Annotated in this window: 14 protein-coding genes; 10 read left to right on the top strand and 4 right to left on the bottom strand. The window is 64.0% G+C overall.

Translation table 11 applies throughout. The features are described from left to right. From infB to H8A95_RS36125, 8 genes are all read left to right on the top strand, one after another. The coding region (gene infB / locus H8A95_RS36160; RefSeq protein ID WP_229187458.1) for a translation initiation factor IF-2 at window positions 1-1,958 on the top strand (1,958 nt) is incomplete at its 5' end. 154 nt (window positions 1,959-2,112) lie between these two features. After that, window positions 2,113-2,526, top strand: a complete 414-nt coding sequence (gene rbfA / locus H8A95_RS36155) for a 30S ribosome-binding factor RbfA (protein ID WP_229187457.1) — start codon at window positions 2,113-2,115, stop codon at window positions 2,524-2,526. Beyond that, window positions 2,523-3,632 carry a tRNA pseudouridine(55) synthase TruB gene (gene truB / locus H8A95_RS36150; RefSeq protein ID WP_229187456.1) on the top strand — a complete coding sequence of 370 codons (1,110 nt, stop codon included), beginning with the start codon at window positions 2,523-2,525 and terminating at the stop codon, window positions 3,630-3,632. Before rbfA ends, truB begins: the two co-directional genes overlap by 4 nt. Before the next feature lie 2 nt (window positions 3,633-3,634). Further along, window positions 3,635-3,904 carry a 30S ribosomal protein S15 gene (rpsO, locus tag H8A95_RS36145; protein ID WP_229187455.1) on the top strand — a complete coding sequence of 90 codons (270 nt, stop codon included), beginning with the start codon at window positions 3,635-3,637 and terminating at the stop codon, window positions 3,902-3,904. A gap of 314 nt (window positions 3,905-4,218) precedes the next feature. Next, window positions 4,219-6,375, top strand: coding sequence for a polyribonucleotide nucleotidyltransferase (pnp, locus tag H8A95_RS36140; protein ID WP_229187454.1), 2,157 nt, complete (start codon window positions 4,219-4,221; stop codon window positions 6,373-6,375). A 204-nt stretch (window positions 6,376-6,579) separates the two neighbouring features. After that, entirely contained in the window at window positions 6,580-7,314 is a 735-nt protein-coding gene (locus H8A95_RS36135) for a superoxide dismutase (protein WP_229187453.1), read from the top strand. Window positions 7,315-7,419: 105 nt separating this feature from the next. Beyond that, the gene (locus tag H8A95_RS36130; RefSeq protein WP_229187452.1) at window positions 7,420-7,878 is read left to right on the top strand and encodes a GNAT family N-acetyltransferase; all 459 of its coding nucleotides are present in this window, start codon (window positions 7,420-7,422) and stop codon (window positions 7,876-7,878) included. 139 nt (window positions 7,879-8,017) lie between these two features. Further along, on the top strand, window positions 8,018-8,614 hold the full coding sequence (locus tag H8A95_RS36125) for a glutathione S-transferase family protein (protein WP_229187451.1): 597 nt from the start codon (window positions 8,018-8,020) through the stop codon (window positions 8,612-8,614). A gap of 69 nt (window positions 8,615-8,683) precedes the next feature. On the opposite strand, the gene fabV is transcribed toward H8A95_RS36125, so the two are convergent. The 3 genes from fabV to fabA form a co-directional block, all read right to left on the bottom strand. Then, complete coding sequence (fabV, locus tag H8A95_RS36120; RefSeq protein ID WP_229187450.1) at window positions 8,684-9,856, bottom strand: enoyl-ACP reductase FabV; 1,173 nt, start codon at window positions 9,854-9,856, stop codon at window positions 8,684-8,686. 79 nt (window positions 9,857-9,935) lie between these two features. Continuing rightward, the gene (gene fabB, locus H8A95_RS36115; RefSeq protein ID WP_229187449.1) at window positions 9,936-11,159 is read right to left on the bottom strand and encodes a beta-ketoacyl-ACP synthase I; all 1,224 of its coding nucleotides are present in this window, start codon (window positions 11,157-11,159) and stop codon (window positions 9,936-9,938) included. A 43-nt stretch (window positions 11,160-11,202) separates the two neighbouring features. Then, window positions 11,203-11,724: a 3-hydroxyacyl-[acyl-carrier-protein] dehydratase FabA gene (gene fabA / locus H8A95_RS36110; protein ID WP_028343922.1), complete on the bottom strand. Its 522-nt coding sequence runs from the start codon at window positions 11,722-11,724 to the stop codon at window positions 11,203-11,205. 329 nt (window positions 11,725-12,053) lie between these two features. On the opposite strand from fabA, the gene irrA reads away from it, so the two are divergent. Continuing rightward, window positions 12,054-12,545, top strand: coding sequence for an iron response transcriptional regulator IrrA (irrA, locus tag H8A95_RS36105; RefSeq protein ID WP_274617696.1), 492 nt, complete (start codon window positions 12,054-12,056; stop codon window positions 12,543-12,545). A 151-nt stretch (window positions 12,546-12,696) separates the two neighbouring features. On the opposite strand, the gene H8A95_RS36100 is transcribed toward irrA, so the two are convergent. Continuing rightward, entirely contained in the window at window positions 12,697-13,221 is a 525-nt protein-coding gene (locus H8A95_RS36100; protein WP_050406183.1) for an SH3 domain-containing protein, read from the bottom strand. 359 nt (window positions 13,222-13,580) lie between these two features. On the opposite strand from H8A95_RS36100, the gene H8A95_RS36095 reads away from it, so the two are divergent. Further along, window positions 13,581-14,585 carry a 2-hydroxyacid dehydrogenase gene (locus H8A95_RS36095; RefSeq protein ID WP_229187448.1) on the top strand — a complete coding sequence of 335 codons (1,005 nt, stop codon included), beginning with the start codon at window positions 13,581-13,583 and terminating at the stop codon, window positions 14,583-14,585. The last annotated feature ends 140 nt before the right edge of the window (window positions 14,586-14,725 follow it).

Here is a 14,725-nt window from a genome sequence, read left to right as displayed (position 1 = left end):
GCCCCGGCGGCGCGGTGCGCCCCGTCGTCGCGCCGAAGGCCACCCAGAAGCCCGGCCCGCAGAAGCAGCGCGGCCGCCTGACCGTCGTCACCGCGCTCAACGCCGACGACGTACGCGAGCGCTCGATCGCCTCATTCCGTCGCCGCACGCAGCGCCTGAAGGGGCATGCGTCGAACGAGCCGAAGGAAAAGCTGATCCGCGAAGTCATCATTCCGGAAGCGATCACGATCCAGGAACTCGCGAACCGCATGTCGGAACGCGCGGTCGACGTCATCCGCATGCTGATGAAGCAGGGCGCGATGCACAAGATCACCGACGTGATCGATTCCGACACCGCCCAGCTGATCGCGGAAGAACTCGGCCACAGCGTCAAGCGCGTCGCCGCGTCGGACGTGGAAGAAGGCCTGTTCGACGTCGTCGATGATTCCACCGACACCGAGCCGCGCTCGCCGGTGGTCACCGTCATGGGACACGTCGACCACGGCAAGACCTCGCTGCTCGACGCACTGCGCCACGCCAACGTGGTGTCGGGCGAAGCCGGCGGTATCACCCAGCACATCGGCGCCTATCAGGTGGTCTCGCCCGAGACCGGCACCAAGATCACCTTCATCGACACGCCGGGCCACGCCGCATTCACCGCGATGCGCGCCCGCGGCGCCAAGGTCACCGACATCGTCGTTCTGGTGGTCGCAGCCGATGACGGCGTGATGCCGCAGACGATCGAAGCGATCAATCACGCCAAGGCGGCCAAGGTGCCGATGATCGTCGCGATCAACAAGATCGACAAGCCCGATGCGCGGCCCGAGCGCGTGCGCACCGAATTGCTGCAATACGAAGTGCAGGTCGAATCGCTCGGCGGCGACGTCGTCGACGTCGAGGTCTCGGCCAAGAACAAGACCAATCTTGATCGTCTGCTCGAGATGATCGCACTGCAGGCCGAAATCCTCGACCTGAAGACCAATTCGGAGCGTCCGGCGGAAGGCACCGTGATCGAAGCCAAGCTCGATCGCGGCCGCGGTCCGGTCGCGACCGTGCTGGTGCAGCGCGGCACGCTGCGGATCGGCGACATCATCGTGGCCGGCGCCGAGATGGGTCGCGTCCGCGCCTTGATCTCCGACCAGGGCGAGAATCTCGAAGAGGCCGGCCCGTCCGTGCCGGTCGAGGTGCTGGGCTTCAACGGTCCGCCGGAAGCCGGCGACCGTCTCGCCGTCGTCGAGAACGAAGCCCGCGCCCGCCAGGTCACGAGCTACCGCGCGCACCAGAAGCGCGAGAACGCGGCGGCCTCGATCTCCGGCATGCGCGGCTCGCTCGAGCAGATGATGTCGCAGCTCAAGACCGTGGGCCGCAAGGAGTTCCCGCTGATCGTCAAGGCCGACGTGCAGGGCTCGCTGGAAGCGATCCTGGGCTCGCTCGAGAAGCTCGGCACCGACGAAGTCGCCGCCCGCATCCTGCATGCCGGCGTCGGCGGCATCTCGGAGTCCGACGTCACGCTGGCGGAAGGCTTCAACGCAGCGATCATCGGCTTCTCGGTCCGCGCCAACAAGGAAGCGGCGGCCGCGGCCAAGCGCAACGGCATCGAGATCCGCTACTACAACATCATCTACGATCTCGTGGATGACATCAAAAAGGCGATGTCCGGCCTGCTCGCGCCCACGCTGCGCGAAACCATGCTGGGCAACGCGCAGATCCTGGAAGTGTTCAACATTTCCAAGGTCGGCAAGGTCGCGGGTTGCCGCGTCACCGACGGCACCGTGGAACGCGGCGCCAATGTTCGCCTGATCCGCGACAACGTCGTGGTGCACGAAGGCAAGCTGTCGACGCTGAAGCGCTTCAAGGATGAAGTGAAGGAAGTGGTCGCCGGCCAGGAGTGTGGCATGGCATTCGAGAACTACGGCGACATGCGTGTCGGCGACGTGATCGAATGTTACCGCATCGAGACGATCCAGCGCTCTCTGTAAGTCCAAATCTTACGAAGCGCAGATCTTGACTGAAAATGCGACGACGTGGCCGGACTTTAGTCCGGCCACCAGCGCATTGCCCGATTGAAAGCAACGCTAAGACATTGATGCCCGCGGCCACGGCCTGCGGGCGTGACGGTTTTGGAAAAAGGTCATGCCCCGTCAAAAGAAGAGTTCCAGCCCCGGCGGATCACAACGTCAGCTGCGCGTCGGCGAAACCGTTCGCCATGCAGTTGCCGAGATTCTGTCGCAGGGTGACGTCCACGATCCCGATCTCGAAGGCCACATCATCACCGTTCCCGAGGTGCGTATGTCGCCGGACCTGAAGCTCGCGACGATCTATGTGATGCCGCTCGGCGGCCGCGACACCGACATGGTGATATCCGCGCTCGAGCGCAACAAGAAGTTCCTGCGCGGCGAGATCGCACATCGCGTCAACCTGAAATTTGCGCCCGACATTCGCTTCCGCGTCGACGAGCGGTTCGACGAGGCGGCGCGCATCGAGAAACTACTGCGGACACCTGCGGTGCAGCGAGACCTTGCACCCGATTCGGACGACGAGGAATGACTGTGATGACGACCAACAGCGTTATCGACGCGAAGGATGCCGACGCGCGCGACGCTGAGCGGGGCGCTTTTGCCGGGCAGCGCAGCGACGATGCGCGCCGCACCAACAACGACCCGCGCCAGAAGCAGGGCAAGCAGAACCAGCAGCCGCGCCGCGACAAGCGCGACGTCCATGGCTGGGTGGTGCTCGACAAGCCGATCGGGATGACCTCGACGCAGGCGGTCGCCGTGCTCAAGCGCCTGTTCCAGGCCAAGCGCGCCGGCCATGCCGGCACCCTCGATCCGCTCGCCTCCGGCGGGCTGCCGATCGCGCTCGGCGAGGCCACCAAGACGGTGCCGTTCGTGATGGACGGCCGCAAGCGCTACCGCTTCACGGTAGCCTGGGGCGAGGAGCGCGACACCGACGACACCGAAGGACGGCCGGTCAGGACCAGCGACGAGCGGCCCACCGCCGATTCGATCCGCCAGCTGCTGCCGCGCTTCACCGGGGTGATCGAGCAGATCCCGCCGCAATATTCGGCCATCAGGGTGCAGGGTGAACGGGCCTATGATTTGGCGCGCGACGGCGAGACCGTGGAACTGAAGCCCCGCCCGGTCGAAATTCACGAATTAAACCTTGTAGAACATGGAGATAACGGCCAGTCCGTGTTCGAGGCCGAGTGCGGCAAGGGAACCTATGTCCGGGCCCTGGCCCGCGATATGGGCCGGATTCTGGGCTGTTTCGGCCATATCTGCGCCCTGCGGCGGACCCTTGTCGGTCCGTTTACCGAGCGGGACATGATTCCGCTGGAACAGTTGGAGGCTTTATGCAATAGAGCCGCGTCTGGCGAGGGAAGCCTCGCCGACGCGCTTTTGCCCGTTGAGACCGCGCTGGACGACATCCCGGCACTGGCCGTCACACGGGCTGATGCGGCAAGGCTCCATCGGGGCCAGGCCGTTTTGTTGCGCGGACGGGATGCGCCCAATACCAGCGGCACAGTCTATGTCACGGTGGCAGGCCGACTTCTCGCGCTTGCCGAAATTGGCAATGGCGAACTCATCCCTAAGCGCGTGTTCAACCTGAACGGACTGACTGCCGGTCCGGCTCGCAACAATGAAAGTAACTGACGATGTCGATTACCGCCGAACGCAAAGCGGAAGTCATCAAGACGAATGCCAACAAGGCCGGCGACACCGGCTCGCCCGAGGTTCAGGTCGCGATCCTGTCGGAACGCATTACCAACCTCACCGAGCACTTCAAGAGCCACGTGAAGGACAACCATTCACGCCGCGGCCTCCTGAAGCTCGTGTCGACGCGTCGCTCCCTGCTTGACTACATCAAGCGCAAGGACGAGGCGCGCTACAAGGCGCTGCTCGAAAAGCACAACATCCGTCGTTGATTTGAGAAGCACGCGCGCGAAGTATCGCGCGCGTTTTCGCATGGTCGTCCGTGAACTCGGGCTTTCGAATTGTCGAAAGATGATCATGCGCAGCATGGCAGTCGCGCCATGCAAACTAGCGTTCAGCAGCAATCCGGCCGCTGGACCGGGCAAGATGCCCAGATGACCGAAAGGATGGACGCCATCCGAAATCCAGGGACCATGGCAGGATCGCCGGATGCTGATCGCAACAAGCGCATCAGTGTCTCGCCGTCTTGGCATGGTCTTTGTGTTTCAGGGCGCCGTGCTTTCGTAAAACCATGAAAGAAACCGAAATGTTCAATTCGCATTCCGTCGAGATCGACTGGGGTGGACGTCCCCTCAAACTTGAAACCGGCAAGATCGCCCGCCAGGCCGACGGCGCCGTGATGGCGACCTACGGCGAGACCGTGGTGCTCGCCACCGTCGTCGCGGCGAAGGCGCCGCGCGAAGGCGTCGACTTCCTGCCGCTCACGGTCGACTACCAGGAGAAGACCTACGCTGCGGGCCGCATTCCCGGCGGCTATTTCAAGCGCGAAGGCCGTCCGACCGAGAAGGAGACGCTGGTCTCCCGCCTGATCGACCGCCCGATCCGTCCGCTGTTCGTCGACGGCTGGCGCAACGAGACCCAGGTGATCGTCACCGTGCTTTCGCACGACATGGAGAACGATCCGGACATCGTCTCGCTGGTCGCCGCCTCCGCCGCCCTGACGCTGTCGGGCGCACCGTTCAAGGGCCCGATCGGCGCCGCGCGCGTCGGCTTCGCCAATGACGAATTCATCCTCAACCCGACGCTGGACGAGATGACCGAGACCCAGCTCGACCTCGTCGTCGCCGGCACCGCCGACGCCGTGCTGATGGTCGAATCGGAAGCCAAGGAGCTCAACGAAGACGTGATGCTCGGCGCGGTCATGTTCGGCCACCGCCACTTCCAGCCGGTGATCAACGCGATCATCGAGCTCGCCGAGAAGGCCGCCAAGGAGCCGCGCGAAGTCACCACGATCGACAATTCGGAGATCGAGAAGGAGATGCTCGGCATCGCCGAGCAGGAGCTGCGCAAGGCCTATGCGATCCCGGTCAAGCAGGAACGCTATGCCGCGGTCGGCGCCGTCAAGGAGAAGGTGCTCGCGCACTTCTTCCCGGAAGGCCAGGAGCCGAAATACGACAAGCTCCGCGTCGCCGGCGTGTTCAAGGAACTGGAAGCCAAGATCGTTCGCTGGAACATCCTCGACACCGGCAAGCGCATCGACGGCCGTGATGCCAAGACCGTGCGCAACATCATCGCTGAAGCCGGCATCCTGCCGCGCGCCCACGGCTCGGCGCTGTTCACCCGCGGTGAGACCCAGGCGGTGGTCGTGACCACGCTCGGCACCGGCGAGGACGAGCAGTACATCGATGCGCTGTCGGGGACGTACAAGGAAACGTTCCTGCTGCACTACAACTTCCCGCCCTACTCGGTCGGTGAAACCGGTCGCCTCGGCGGCACCAAGCGCCGCGAGATCGGCCACGGCAAGCTCGCCTGGCGCGCGATCCACCCGGTGCTGCCGCCGCACCACGAGTTCCCGTACACGATCCGCGTGGTCTCCGAGATCACCGAGTCGAACGGCTCGTCCTCGATGGCCTCGGTGTGCGGCGCCTCGCTGTCGCTGATGGACGCCGGCGTGCCGCTGAAGCGGCCAACCGCCGGTATCGCCATGGGCCTGATCCTCGAGGGTCAGCGCTTCGCGGTGCTGTCGGACATCCTCGGTGACGAGGATCATCTCGGCGACATGGACTTCAAGGTCGCCGGCACCGACCAGGGCATCACCTCGCTCCAGATGGACATCAAGATCGAGGGCATCACCGAGGAAATCATGCGCGTTGCCCTTGGCCAGGCCAAGGACGGGCGCATCCACATCCTCGGCGAGATGGCCAAGGCCCTGACCGCGGCGCGCGCCGAGCTCGGCGAATACGCACCGCGCATCGAGACCTTCAAGATCGCCACCGACAAGATCCGCGAAGTGATCGGCACCGGCGGCAAGGTGATCCGTGAGATCGTCGAGAAGACCGGCGCCAAGGTCAACATCGAGGACGACGGCACCGTGAAGGTCGCGTCCAATGACGGCGAGGCGATGAAGGCTGCGATCAAGTGGATCAAGTCGATCGCCTCCGATCCGGAGATCGGCCAGATCTACGAGGGCACCGTCGTCAAGGTGATGGAGTTCGGCGCGTTCGTGAACTTCTTCGGCGCCAAGGACGGTCTGGTCCATATCAGCCAGCTCGCGGCCAGCCGCGTGCAGAAGACCTCCGACGTCGTCAAGGAAGGCGACAAGGTCAAGGTCAAGCTGCTCGGCTTCGACGATCGCGGCAAGACCCGCCTGTCGATGAAGGCGGTCGACCAGGAGACCGGCGAGGACCTCGAGGCCAAGCAGAAGAGCGACGCTCCGGCGCCGCGCGAAGCCGCCGGCGAGTAAGCCTGTTTGGAACGAATCAACGAAGGGCGGCCGAAAGGCCGCCCTTTTTGTTTGGTCCGATGCCTGAACGCGCGAGCCGCCCGCCTGGACGATGCGAGATTCCGACGCAGCGTCACAATGACCGTCTTCGAAACGGCTTAATGTGGCTTGCGCGTATCTCGCTATGCTCTGTCGCACAACAGGGCTTCAGGTCAGGAGGAATCGATGTCACCCATATCCCGCCGTCATCTCGTGCTTGCGGCAACCACGGCTGCCGCGGTCGCAGGGGCGCCACGCTTCGTGTTCGCCCAGGCTGCTACGCAGGCCCCGGCCGGACCATTCAAGATCGATCCGTTGACCTATCCAACCAATGCGCTGGAGCCGCATATCGACGCCAGGACGATGGAGATCCATCACGACCGGCATCATCAGGCCTATGTCACCAACCTCAACACCTTCGCCAAGGACAATCCGCAGATCGCGGAGAAGCCGGTCACCGATGTGCTCGCCAATCTCGGTAACGTACCGGAAGCGATCCGCACCGGTGTGCGCAACAACATGGGCGGCCATGCCAACCACACGATGTTCTGGCAGATCATGGGGCCGAACGGCGGCAAGCCCGACGGCGAGGTGCTCGCCGCAATCGACCGCGACCTCGGCGGCATGGAAAAATTCCAGACCGACTTCAACGCCGCCGGCGGACGCGTGTTCGGCTCCGGCTGGGTGTTCGTCACCGTCACCAGGGACGGCAAGCTCGCGATCGAGACGCGGCCGAACCAGGACAATCCGATCATGGACGGCAAGCGCGCGCTGCTCGGCAATGACGTCTGGGAGCACGCCTATTACCTGACCTACCAGAACCGTCGGCCAGATTACCTCAAGGCATGGTGGAACACGGTGAACTGGAAGGCCGTGGCGGAGCGCTATGCGGCAGCAAAAGCCGGCACGCTCGGCGTGTGAGCCTGACGACGAAACTCGCCGGCCGCGTCATCGTCCTGTAGACTGAGGGCCACGATAGCGCTCCGCGATTTCACGCGAGGCGCATCGCCGCCCGAGAGATCAACGATGACGCCACCGGTGATCCGCGCCGCCCGGCCGGACGAGTACGACGAGATCGCCCGCGTCTGGATGGAGAGCTGGGTCTCGACCGGGCTCGCCGAGGCCAATGATGCCCTGCTCTCCAATCTGCGCGAGCGAGTGCGCCACGAGGTCGCGCAAGGCTGGAGCCTGTTCGTCGCCGACGACAACGGTACGCTCGCCGGCATGCTGGCGCTGCACATCTCCGGCCGTAACCTCGATCAGCTCTTCGTCGCACCCGGCTATCAGGGCAGGAGCATCGGGCGCCACCTGCTTGCCTTCACACGCGAGCGGATGCCCGACGAGATCTGGCTGAAATGCGCGCACGAAAACGAAAAGGCCTGGCGTTGGTATGAACGCGAAGGCTTCTTGTACGAAGAGGAGAAGATCAACCCGCTGAACGGGCTGATGATGAAGTATTACCGGTGGAAGAGGGTTCGCGGCTGATTTGCCGCAGATGATCCCGTTGACCAGCATATCGATTTGAAGCCGCCGCGCTCGGCTGGCCGTCGTCCGTTGCCAATTCACGCCAGACGCGCGATGAAGCGGGCGCTGTTCGTCCACGCCGAAGAAAGGCTCAAGCACCATGATCAAGCTGTACTGGTCGCCGCGCTCGCGCTCGTTCTCCGCCATCTGGCTCCTGGAGGAATCCGGCCTGCCGTACGAACGGGTGCTGACCGATATCAGCACGGGCGCGCAGAAGTCGCCCGATTTTCTCAAGATCAATCCGATGGGCAAGGTACCTGCACTGACCGACGGCGAGGCCCAGCTCGCCGAGGCGGCGGCGATCTGTGCCTACATCGCCGACCGCTATCCCGAGACCAAGCTGGCACCGGCGACGACGGATCCGAAGCGCGCACGCTATCTGCAATGGCTGTTCTTCTCGCCGAGCTGTGTCGAGCCGGCGCTGATCCAGCTCTTCACCAAGCTCGAGGTGCCGACCAGCACCGCGGCATGGGGCAGCGCGGCGCAGGTGTTCGACGTGCTCGACGCCGAGCTGCAGAAGGGGCCGTGGATCCTCGGCGACCAGTTCTCCGCCGCAGACATCGCGATCGGCGCCGGGCTGAACTTCGCCGTGCGCATCTTCAAGATGGTGCCGCCGCGGCCGTCGTTCGAGGCCTATATCGGCCGCTGCGTGGCGCGGCCCGCGTTCCAGCGCGCGGAGAAGATCGCGGCGGGGTAAGATTACAGTCGCATAGCCCGGATGAAGCGAAGCGCAATCCGGGCTACGAAGCAGTGGGTTCCGAACGACCTAACCCGGGACGACGCGCGGATCGACGTCCTGCGTGTAGTCGACGCCGTCGATGCCGAAGCCGAACAGGCGGAGGAACTGGCTCTTGTATTCGCCGAGATCCGCCAATTCACCGAGCGTCTCGCTGGTGAGCAGCGGCCAGCGCCGCGACACTTCCGTCTGCACTTCGGGCGAAAGCTCCCAGTCGTCGACCCGGATGCGCTGCGCATCATCGAGCGCGACGTCCTTGCCGAGGCGGGTGCGGAACAGGCGGTCGATCTGCTCGATGCAGCCTTCATGGAGGCCGAGCTGCTTCATCACCTTGAACAGCACCGTTCCATAGAGCGGCACCACCGGAATCGCCGAGCTCGCCTGGGTGACCACGGCCTTCAGTGCGACGACGCGGGCCGCGTCCGCGCCTAGCCGGCCGCGGATCGCTTCCGCCTTGCTGTCGAGATCGACCTTGGCGCGGCCGAGCGTACCGTTCCAGTAGATCGGCCAGGTCAGCTCGCTGCCGATATAGGTGTAGTTGAGCGTCCGGAAGCCCGGCGCCAGCACGCCGGCGTCGGCGAGCTGGTCGATCCAGCGCTTCCAATCGTCGCCGCCCATCACCGCGACCGTGGCCGCGGTTTGCTCCTCGTTCGCAGGCTCGAGGGTGGTCTGGAACACCTCGCCAGTCTCGGTGTCGAGCGTCTTGATCTCGACCGGCGCGCCGAGCGGCTTGATGACCGAGCGATAGGTCTTGCCCGTGTCCGGATCGGTGCGGACCGGTGCAGCCATGCTGTAGACCAGCAGATCGAGCTGGCCGAATTTTTCGCGCACGCGCTCGATGAAGGCTTTCTTCAGCTCGTCGGAGAAGGCGTCGCCCTCCAGCGTGAGCGGAGACCGCCCGATCCTCTCGGCCTCGATCTCGAAGGCGCGGTTGTTGTACCAGCCGGCGCTGGCGCTTCTCTTTTCCGACGGCTCGCGCTCCAGCGACACGCCGATCGTGTCGGCGCCGCCGGCGAAGGTCGCAACGATGCGGCTCGCGAGGCCGTAGCCCGTCGAGCAGCCCAGCACGGCGACGCGCTTCGGGCAGTCAGCGACCGGGCCCTGCTTGAGGACATAGGCGATCTGTTCGCGGACATTGGTGGCGCAGCCGACGGGATGTGCCGTCGTGCAGATGAAGCCTCGCACGCGCGGTTCGATAATCATTCCCACCCCATTTTCGGATCGTTGCAATATCCCCATTCGCCGGCTGCGGACCTCCTTCAGCAAGCGAAGAGAGGCGAAATCACGCGTCAAGCCGCCTGAACACCAGCGTCGCGTTGGTGCCGCCGAAGCCGAACGAGTTCGACAGCACAGTGGTGAGCTTGGCGTTGTCGATCCGCTTGCGCACGATCGGCATGTCGGCGAATGCCGGATCAAGCTCGGTGATATGCGCGCTCTCGCAGACGAAGCCGTTGTTGAGCATCAGCAGCGAGTAGATCGCTTCCTGCACGCCGGTCGCGCCGAGCGAGTGGCCGGTCAGCGCCTTGGTCGCCGAGATCGGCGGGCACTTGTCGCCGGTGCCGAACACCTTGCGGATCGCCTCGATCTCCGGCGGATCGCCGGCCGGCGTCGAGGTGGCGTGCGGATTGATGTAATCGACCGGCGTATTCACCGTCGACATCGCCATGCGCATGCAGCGCTCGGCGCCCTCGCCCGACGGCGCCACCATGTCGTAACCGTCCGAGGTCGCGCCGTAGCCGACGACTTCACCGTAGATCCGCGCGCCGCGCGCCCTGGCATGCTCGAGCTCTTCCAGCACCACAACGCCTGCGCCACCGGCGATCACGAAACCGTCGCGGCTGATGTCGTAGGGACGCGAGGCGGTCGCCGGCGTGTCGTTGTACTTCGAGGACATGGCGCCCATGGCGTCGAACAGCACCGACAGCGTCCAGTCGAGTTCCTCGCAGCCGCCGGCGAAGATGATGTCCTGCTTGCCGATCTGGATCGTCTCATAGGCGTTGCCGATGCAGTGGTTCGACGTCGCACAGGCCGAGGAGATCGAGTAGTTCACGCCCTTGATCTTGAACCAGGTCGCGAGCGTCGCCGACGCGGTCGACGACATGCCCTTCGGCACCGCAAACGGACCAACACGCTTCGGCCCCTTGGCGCGCGCGATGTCGGCGGCCTCCACCAGCGTGCGTGTCGACGGTCCGCCAGATCCCATGATGATGCCGGTGCGGACGTTGGAGACTTCGTTCTCCTCGAGACCGGAGTCGCGGATCGCCTGCTCCATGGCGACGTGATTCCAGGCGGCACCTTCGGCAAGGAAGCGCATTGCGCGGCGATCGATCACCTCGGCGGGATTGAGTGTCGGCGCGCCATGCACCTGCGACCGGAAGCCGAGTTCCGCGGCCTTCTCCGCACGCGAAATGCCCGACTTCGCCTCGTAGAGGCTCGCAAGCACTTCCTGGGTGTTGTTACCGATGGACGAGACAATCCCCATCCCCGTGATGACAACCCGCCTCATGTTCGCCTCGCCCTGCCTTTATGTTGCCGCCTGATCATCCTGCTCAAGATGGCGCCGTGCCCTGCTTGAACAATCCGACCTTCAAGTCCTTGGCGCGATAAATAATCTCGTCGTCCATGGAAAGCCACCCGTCGGCAATTCCAAGCACGAGCTTTGACCGCATCACGCGCTTGATGTCGATGTTGTACACAACCTTGCGCGCGTGCGGCAGCACCTGTCCGGAGAACTTCAGCTCGCCGAGGCCGAGCGCGCGACCGCGGCCTTCGCCTCCGATCCAGCCAAGGTAAAAGCCGACCATTTGCCACATCGCATCGAGGCCGAGGCAGCCCGGCATCACCGGATCGTTCTTGAAATGGCAGCCGAAGAACCAGAGATCCGGTTTCACTTCGAGCTCGGCGCGCACCAGCCCCTTGCCGTACTCGCCGCCGGTTTGCGAGATCTCACTGATGCGATCGAACATCAGCATCGGTGGCAGCGGCAACTGGGCGTTGCCGGGACCGAAAAGCTCGCCCCGTCCGCAAGCCAGCAAATCCTCGTATTCGTAACCGCCGCGCCGATCCAGCATCCTCTTCCCACCTCTGATGTCCCGATGAAGCGCTTTGCTTGGTCGGACCTTAATCTACCCACGGGAACCGGAATATCCCGTCCCGCATCTTGGCGCTACCTGGGTACGCTACCGGCCTGTTATCTCTGCCGAAAGCGCATATGTGGTCCGCGCGCTCTCTAACATAGGGTTAACTGGGCGGCAAAGCGGCATTCCATTGATAAATTGCGGTCTCTCCTTAGGTTTTTACCGCACCTTGGATTCGTTCTAGTTGCGAAAAACTTGCATCTGATGGGCATCCTTTTTATATTTATGAGGAATATTGCCTGAGTTGGGTGCATAGAGTGGACATGAACGACGAAGTACCGGCTGTGAACGACGATGCCGTGCACTCGGCTGCCCGAGGCGCTGGGCACCACCCTGCCCTGACCGGCTGCCCGTGGCATGACGTCAACGAGATGCTGCAGTCTGCCGGCCTCCGGCCGACCCGTCAGCGCATGGCGCTGGGTTGGCTGCTGTTCGGCAAGGGTGCGCGCCACCTGACCGCTGAAATGCTGTACGAGGAAGCCACGCTGGCCAAAGTTCCGGTGTCGCTGGCGACCGTCTACAACACGCTCAACCAGCTGACCGATGCCGGCCTGCTGCGCCAGGTCAGCGTCGACGGCACCAAGACCTATTTCGACACCAACGTGTCGACACATCACCACTTCTATCTCGAGCACAATCACGAGCTGGTCGACATTCCCGACCCGAACCTCGTGCTGTCGAAGATGCCCAATGTGCCGGAAGGCTACGAGATTTCCCGCGTCGACATGGTCGTGCGGCTGCGCAAGAAGCGCTGAGTTCTGTCGTCCCTGCGAAAGCAGGGACCCATAACCACAAATATTGGTTGCTGCTAAAGGCGTCTCCTACCGCGCGCCAACGATAAATCACGCGGTATGGGGTCCCTGCTCCCGTGCGCAATTGCGCACCAGGCAGGGACGACAACAAACTTCAGTCCACCTTCTCGTCGGCGTAGACGCCCCAGAGACGCTGCTGCTCGATCCAGCCGTCGAACCCGTTGCCGGTGACCCGGCACCAGTTATTGGCGCATTTCTTGACCTGCGCGACGACGCCGGCCTGCAGGCGCGCCGCGATGGCGCTGGTGGCGTCGGGACGATCGTAGAGCGAGGCCAGATCGTCCTTGTTCTTCATGGTGACGACCGCGGTGCGGCGGCCGGACAGCAGGGAATGATAGACCCAGCCTTCGGCGCCTTCGGAATCGCGCACCCGGCGCCAGTTCTCGAACTCGGCGGTGATTTCGACCGGCAGCCCCGACCGCGTGTAGACCCAGGCGACGTCGTTGTCCTTGGTCGGGCCGGCGCGGACGTTCACATGATCGGATTTCAGGCTGACATAGCGTGGAATCGGCAGGCCGCTGGTGGTGGGGCTCAAATCCTTGGCGGAATGTCCGGGCATGACCGACGCACTCAGCATGCTCCCGACCAGCGCCACCAATGAACCAAAACGCCAGACCATCAACTCGTCTCCTGCCGAGATGCCCAACCCGCATTCGGCGAGCTGCAACCCAAACCCAAATCCAAACCCCTGCCCGAAGGCCCCCCTGCACCTGCGCCATTCGTCCCCTGCACGCATGGATCCGAGGGGTTCTTGTCTTGGCCCGGCCTTCTGCTAGAGAGGACGGAACGCCTGAGAGCGAGAACACCCGAATTTCCCGTTGTCTCCGCTTGGCGACAGCCGGGGCAAGTATCGGGGAACCCTAGGAAACGCGAAGGAAACGCCGGGACAGCACGGCTTTCAGCAGTGTCGAACAACCGGGTTAATGAGGCCTGAACGGCTCGGTTTTTGGCGAGCCGCGCGCCCCATGAAAGCAGGACATGTCGGTAAAGAAAAAGCCTCTCGTCGTCGTCACCCGCAAGCTGCCGGACTCGATCGAGACCCGGATGCGCGAGCTGTTCGACGCCAGACTGAATCTCGACGACGCGCCGATGACGCCGGAACAGATCGCCGAGGCGGCGAGGACCGCCGACGTGCTGGTGCCGACCGTGACCGACATGGTCCGCGAGGACGTGATCAATCAGCCCGACTGCAAGCTGAAGATGATCGCCAATTTCGGCAACGGCGTCGACAATATCGACGTCGCCGCCGCGCATGCCCGCGGCATCACGGTGACCAACACGCCGAAGGTGCTGACCGAGGACACCGCCGACATGACCATGGCGCTGATCCTTGCGGTGCCGCGGCGCCTGATCGAGGGCGCCTCGATCCTGACCGAAGGCAAGCAGCACTGGGCCGGCTGGTCGCCGACCTGGATGCTCGGCCACCGCATCGGCGGCAAGCGCCTCGGCATCGTCGGCATGGGCCGCATCGGCCAAGCGGTCGCGCGCCGTGCCCGCGCCTTCGGCCTGCAGATCCACTATCACAACCGCCGCCCGGTGGCGCCCATGATCGCCGAAGAGCTCGGGGCGACCTATTGGGAAAGCCTCGACCAGATGCTGGCGCGGATGGACATCATCTCGGTGAACTGCCCGCACACGCCGGCGACCTATCATCTGCTCTCGGCGCGGCGGCTCAAGCTGATCCGGAAAGAGGCGTATGTCGTCAACACCGCGCGCGGCGAGGTGATCGACGAGGACACGCTGATCAAGCTGATCGAAGCCGGCGATATCGGCGGCGCCGCCCTCGACGTCTATGAGCATGAGCCCGCGGTGAACCCGAAGCTGGTGCGGCTCGCCAGGGCCGGCAAGGTGACGCTGCTGCCGCATATGGGCTCGGCCACCATCGAAGGCCGTGTCGAGATGGGCGAGAAGGTGATCATCAACATCCGAACCTTCCTCGACGCCCACAAACCGCCGGATCGCGTGCTGCCGAGCATGCTGTAGGGGTCGTGTAGCCCGTTCATTGAAGCGGCGGCCAAAATATCGAAAACAACCCCATGCAAAGTAGCCGGTGCGGCTGGCGCTCGCTGTAAACGCACATTCGGCGTCGTCCCTGCCTAGTGCGCAATTGCGCACGGGCGCCG

Origin of the sequence: Bradyrhizobium oropedii (genome assembly GCF_020889685.1) — a bacterium.
Classification (GTDB): domain Bacteria; phylum Pseudomonadota; class Alphaproteobacteria; order Rhizobiales; family Xanthobacteraceae; genus Bradyrhizobium; species Bradyrhizobium oropedii.
Note: the sequence above shows the minus strand (reverse complement) of the source record. Positions and strands in the feature narration are given on the sequence as shown.

Excerpts from the sequence above, each read along its gene's own strand:
- H8A95_RS36135 (WP_229187453.1), top strand. The coding sequence starts at position 6,580 with ATGTCACCCATATCCCGCCGTCATCTCGTGCTTGCGGCAACCACGGCT.
- pnp (WP_229187454.1), top strand. The coding sequence starts at position 4,219 with ATGTTCAATTCGCATTCCGTCGAGATCGACTGGGGTGGACGTCCCCTC.
- H8A95_RS36100 (WP_050406183.1), bottom strand. The coding sequence starts at position 13,221 with ATGGTCTGGCGTTTTGGTTCATTGGTGGCGCTGGTCGGGAGCATGCTG.
- H8A95_RS36130 (WP_229187452.1), top strand. The coding sequence starts at position 7,420 with ATGACGCCACCGGTGATCCGCGCCGCCCGGCCGGACGAGTACGACGAG.
- truB (WP_229187456.1), top strand. The coding sequence starts at position 2,523 with ATGACTGTGATGACGACCAACAGCGTTATCGACGCGAAGGATGCCGAC.
- fabB (WP_229187449.1), bottom strand. The coding sequence starts at position 11,159 with ATGAGGCGGGTTGTCATCACGGGGATGGGGATTGTCTCGTCCATCGGT.
- H8A95_RS36095 (WP_229187448.1), top strand. The coding sequence starts at position 13,581 with ATGTCGGTAAAGAAAAAGCCTCTCGTCGTCGTCACCCGCAAGCTGCCG.
- rpsO (WP_229187455.1), top strand. The coding sequence starts at position 3,635 with ATGTCGATTACCGCCGAACGCAAAGCGGAAGTCATCAAGACGAATGCC.
- H8A95_RS36125 (WP_229187451.1), top strand. The coding sequence starts at position 8,018 with ATGATCAAGCTGTACTGGTCGCCGCGCTCGCGCTCGTTCTCCGCCATC.
- rbfA (WP_229187457.1), top strand. The coding sequence starts at position 2,113 with ATGCCCCGTCAAAAGAAGAGTTCCAGCCCCGGCGGATCACAACGTCAG.
- fabV (WP_229187450.1), bottom strand. The coding sequence starts at position 9,856 with ATGATTATCGAACCGCGCGTGCGAGGCTTCATCTGCACGACGGCACAT.
- irrA (WP_274617696.1), top strand. The coding sequence starts at position 12,054 with ATGAACGACGAAGTACCGGCTGTGAACGACGATGCCGTGCACTCGGCT.
- fabA (WP_028343922.1), bottom strand. The coding sequence starts at position 11,724 with ATGCTGGATCGGCGCGGCGGTTACGAATACGAGGATTTGCTGGCTTGC.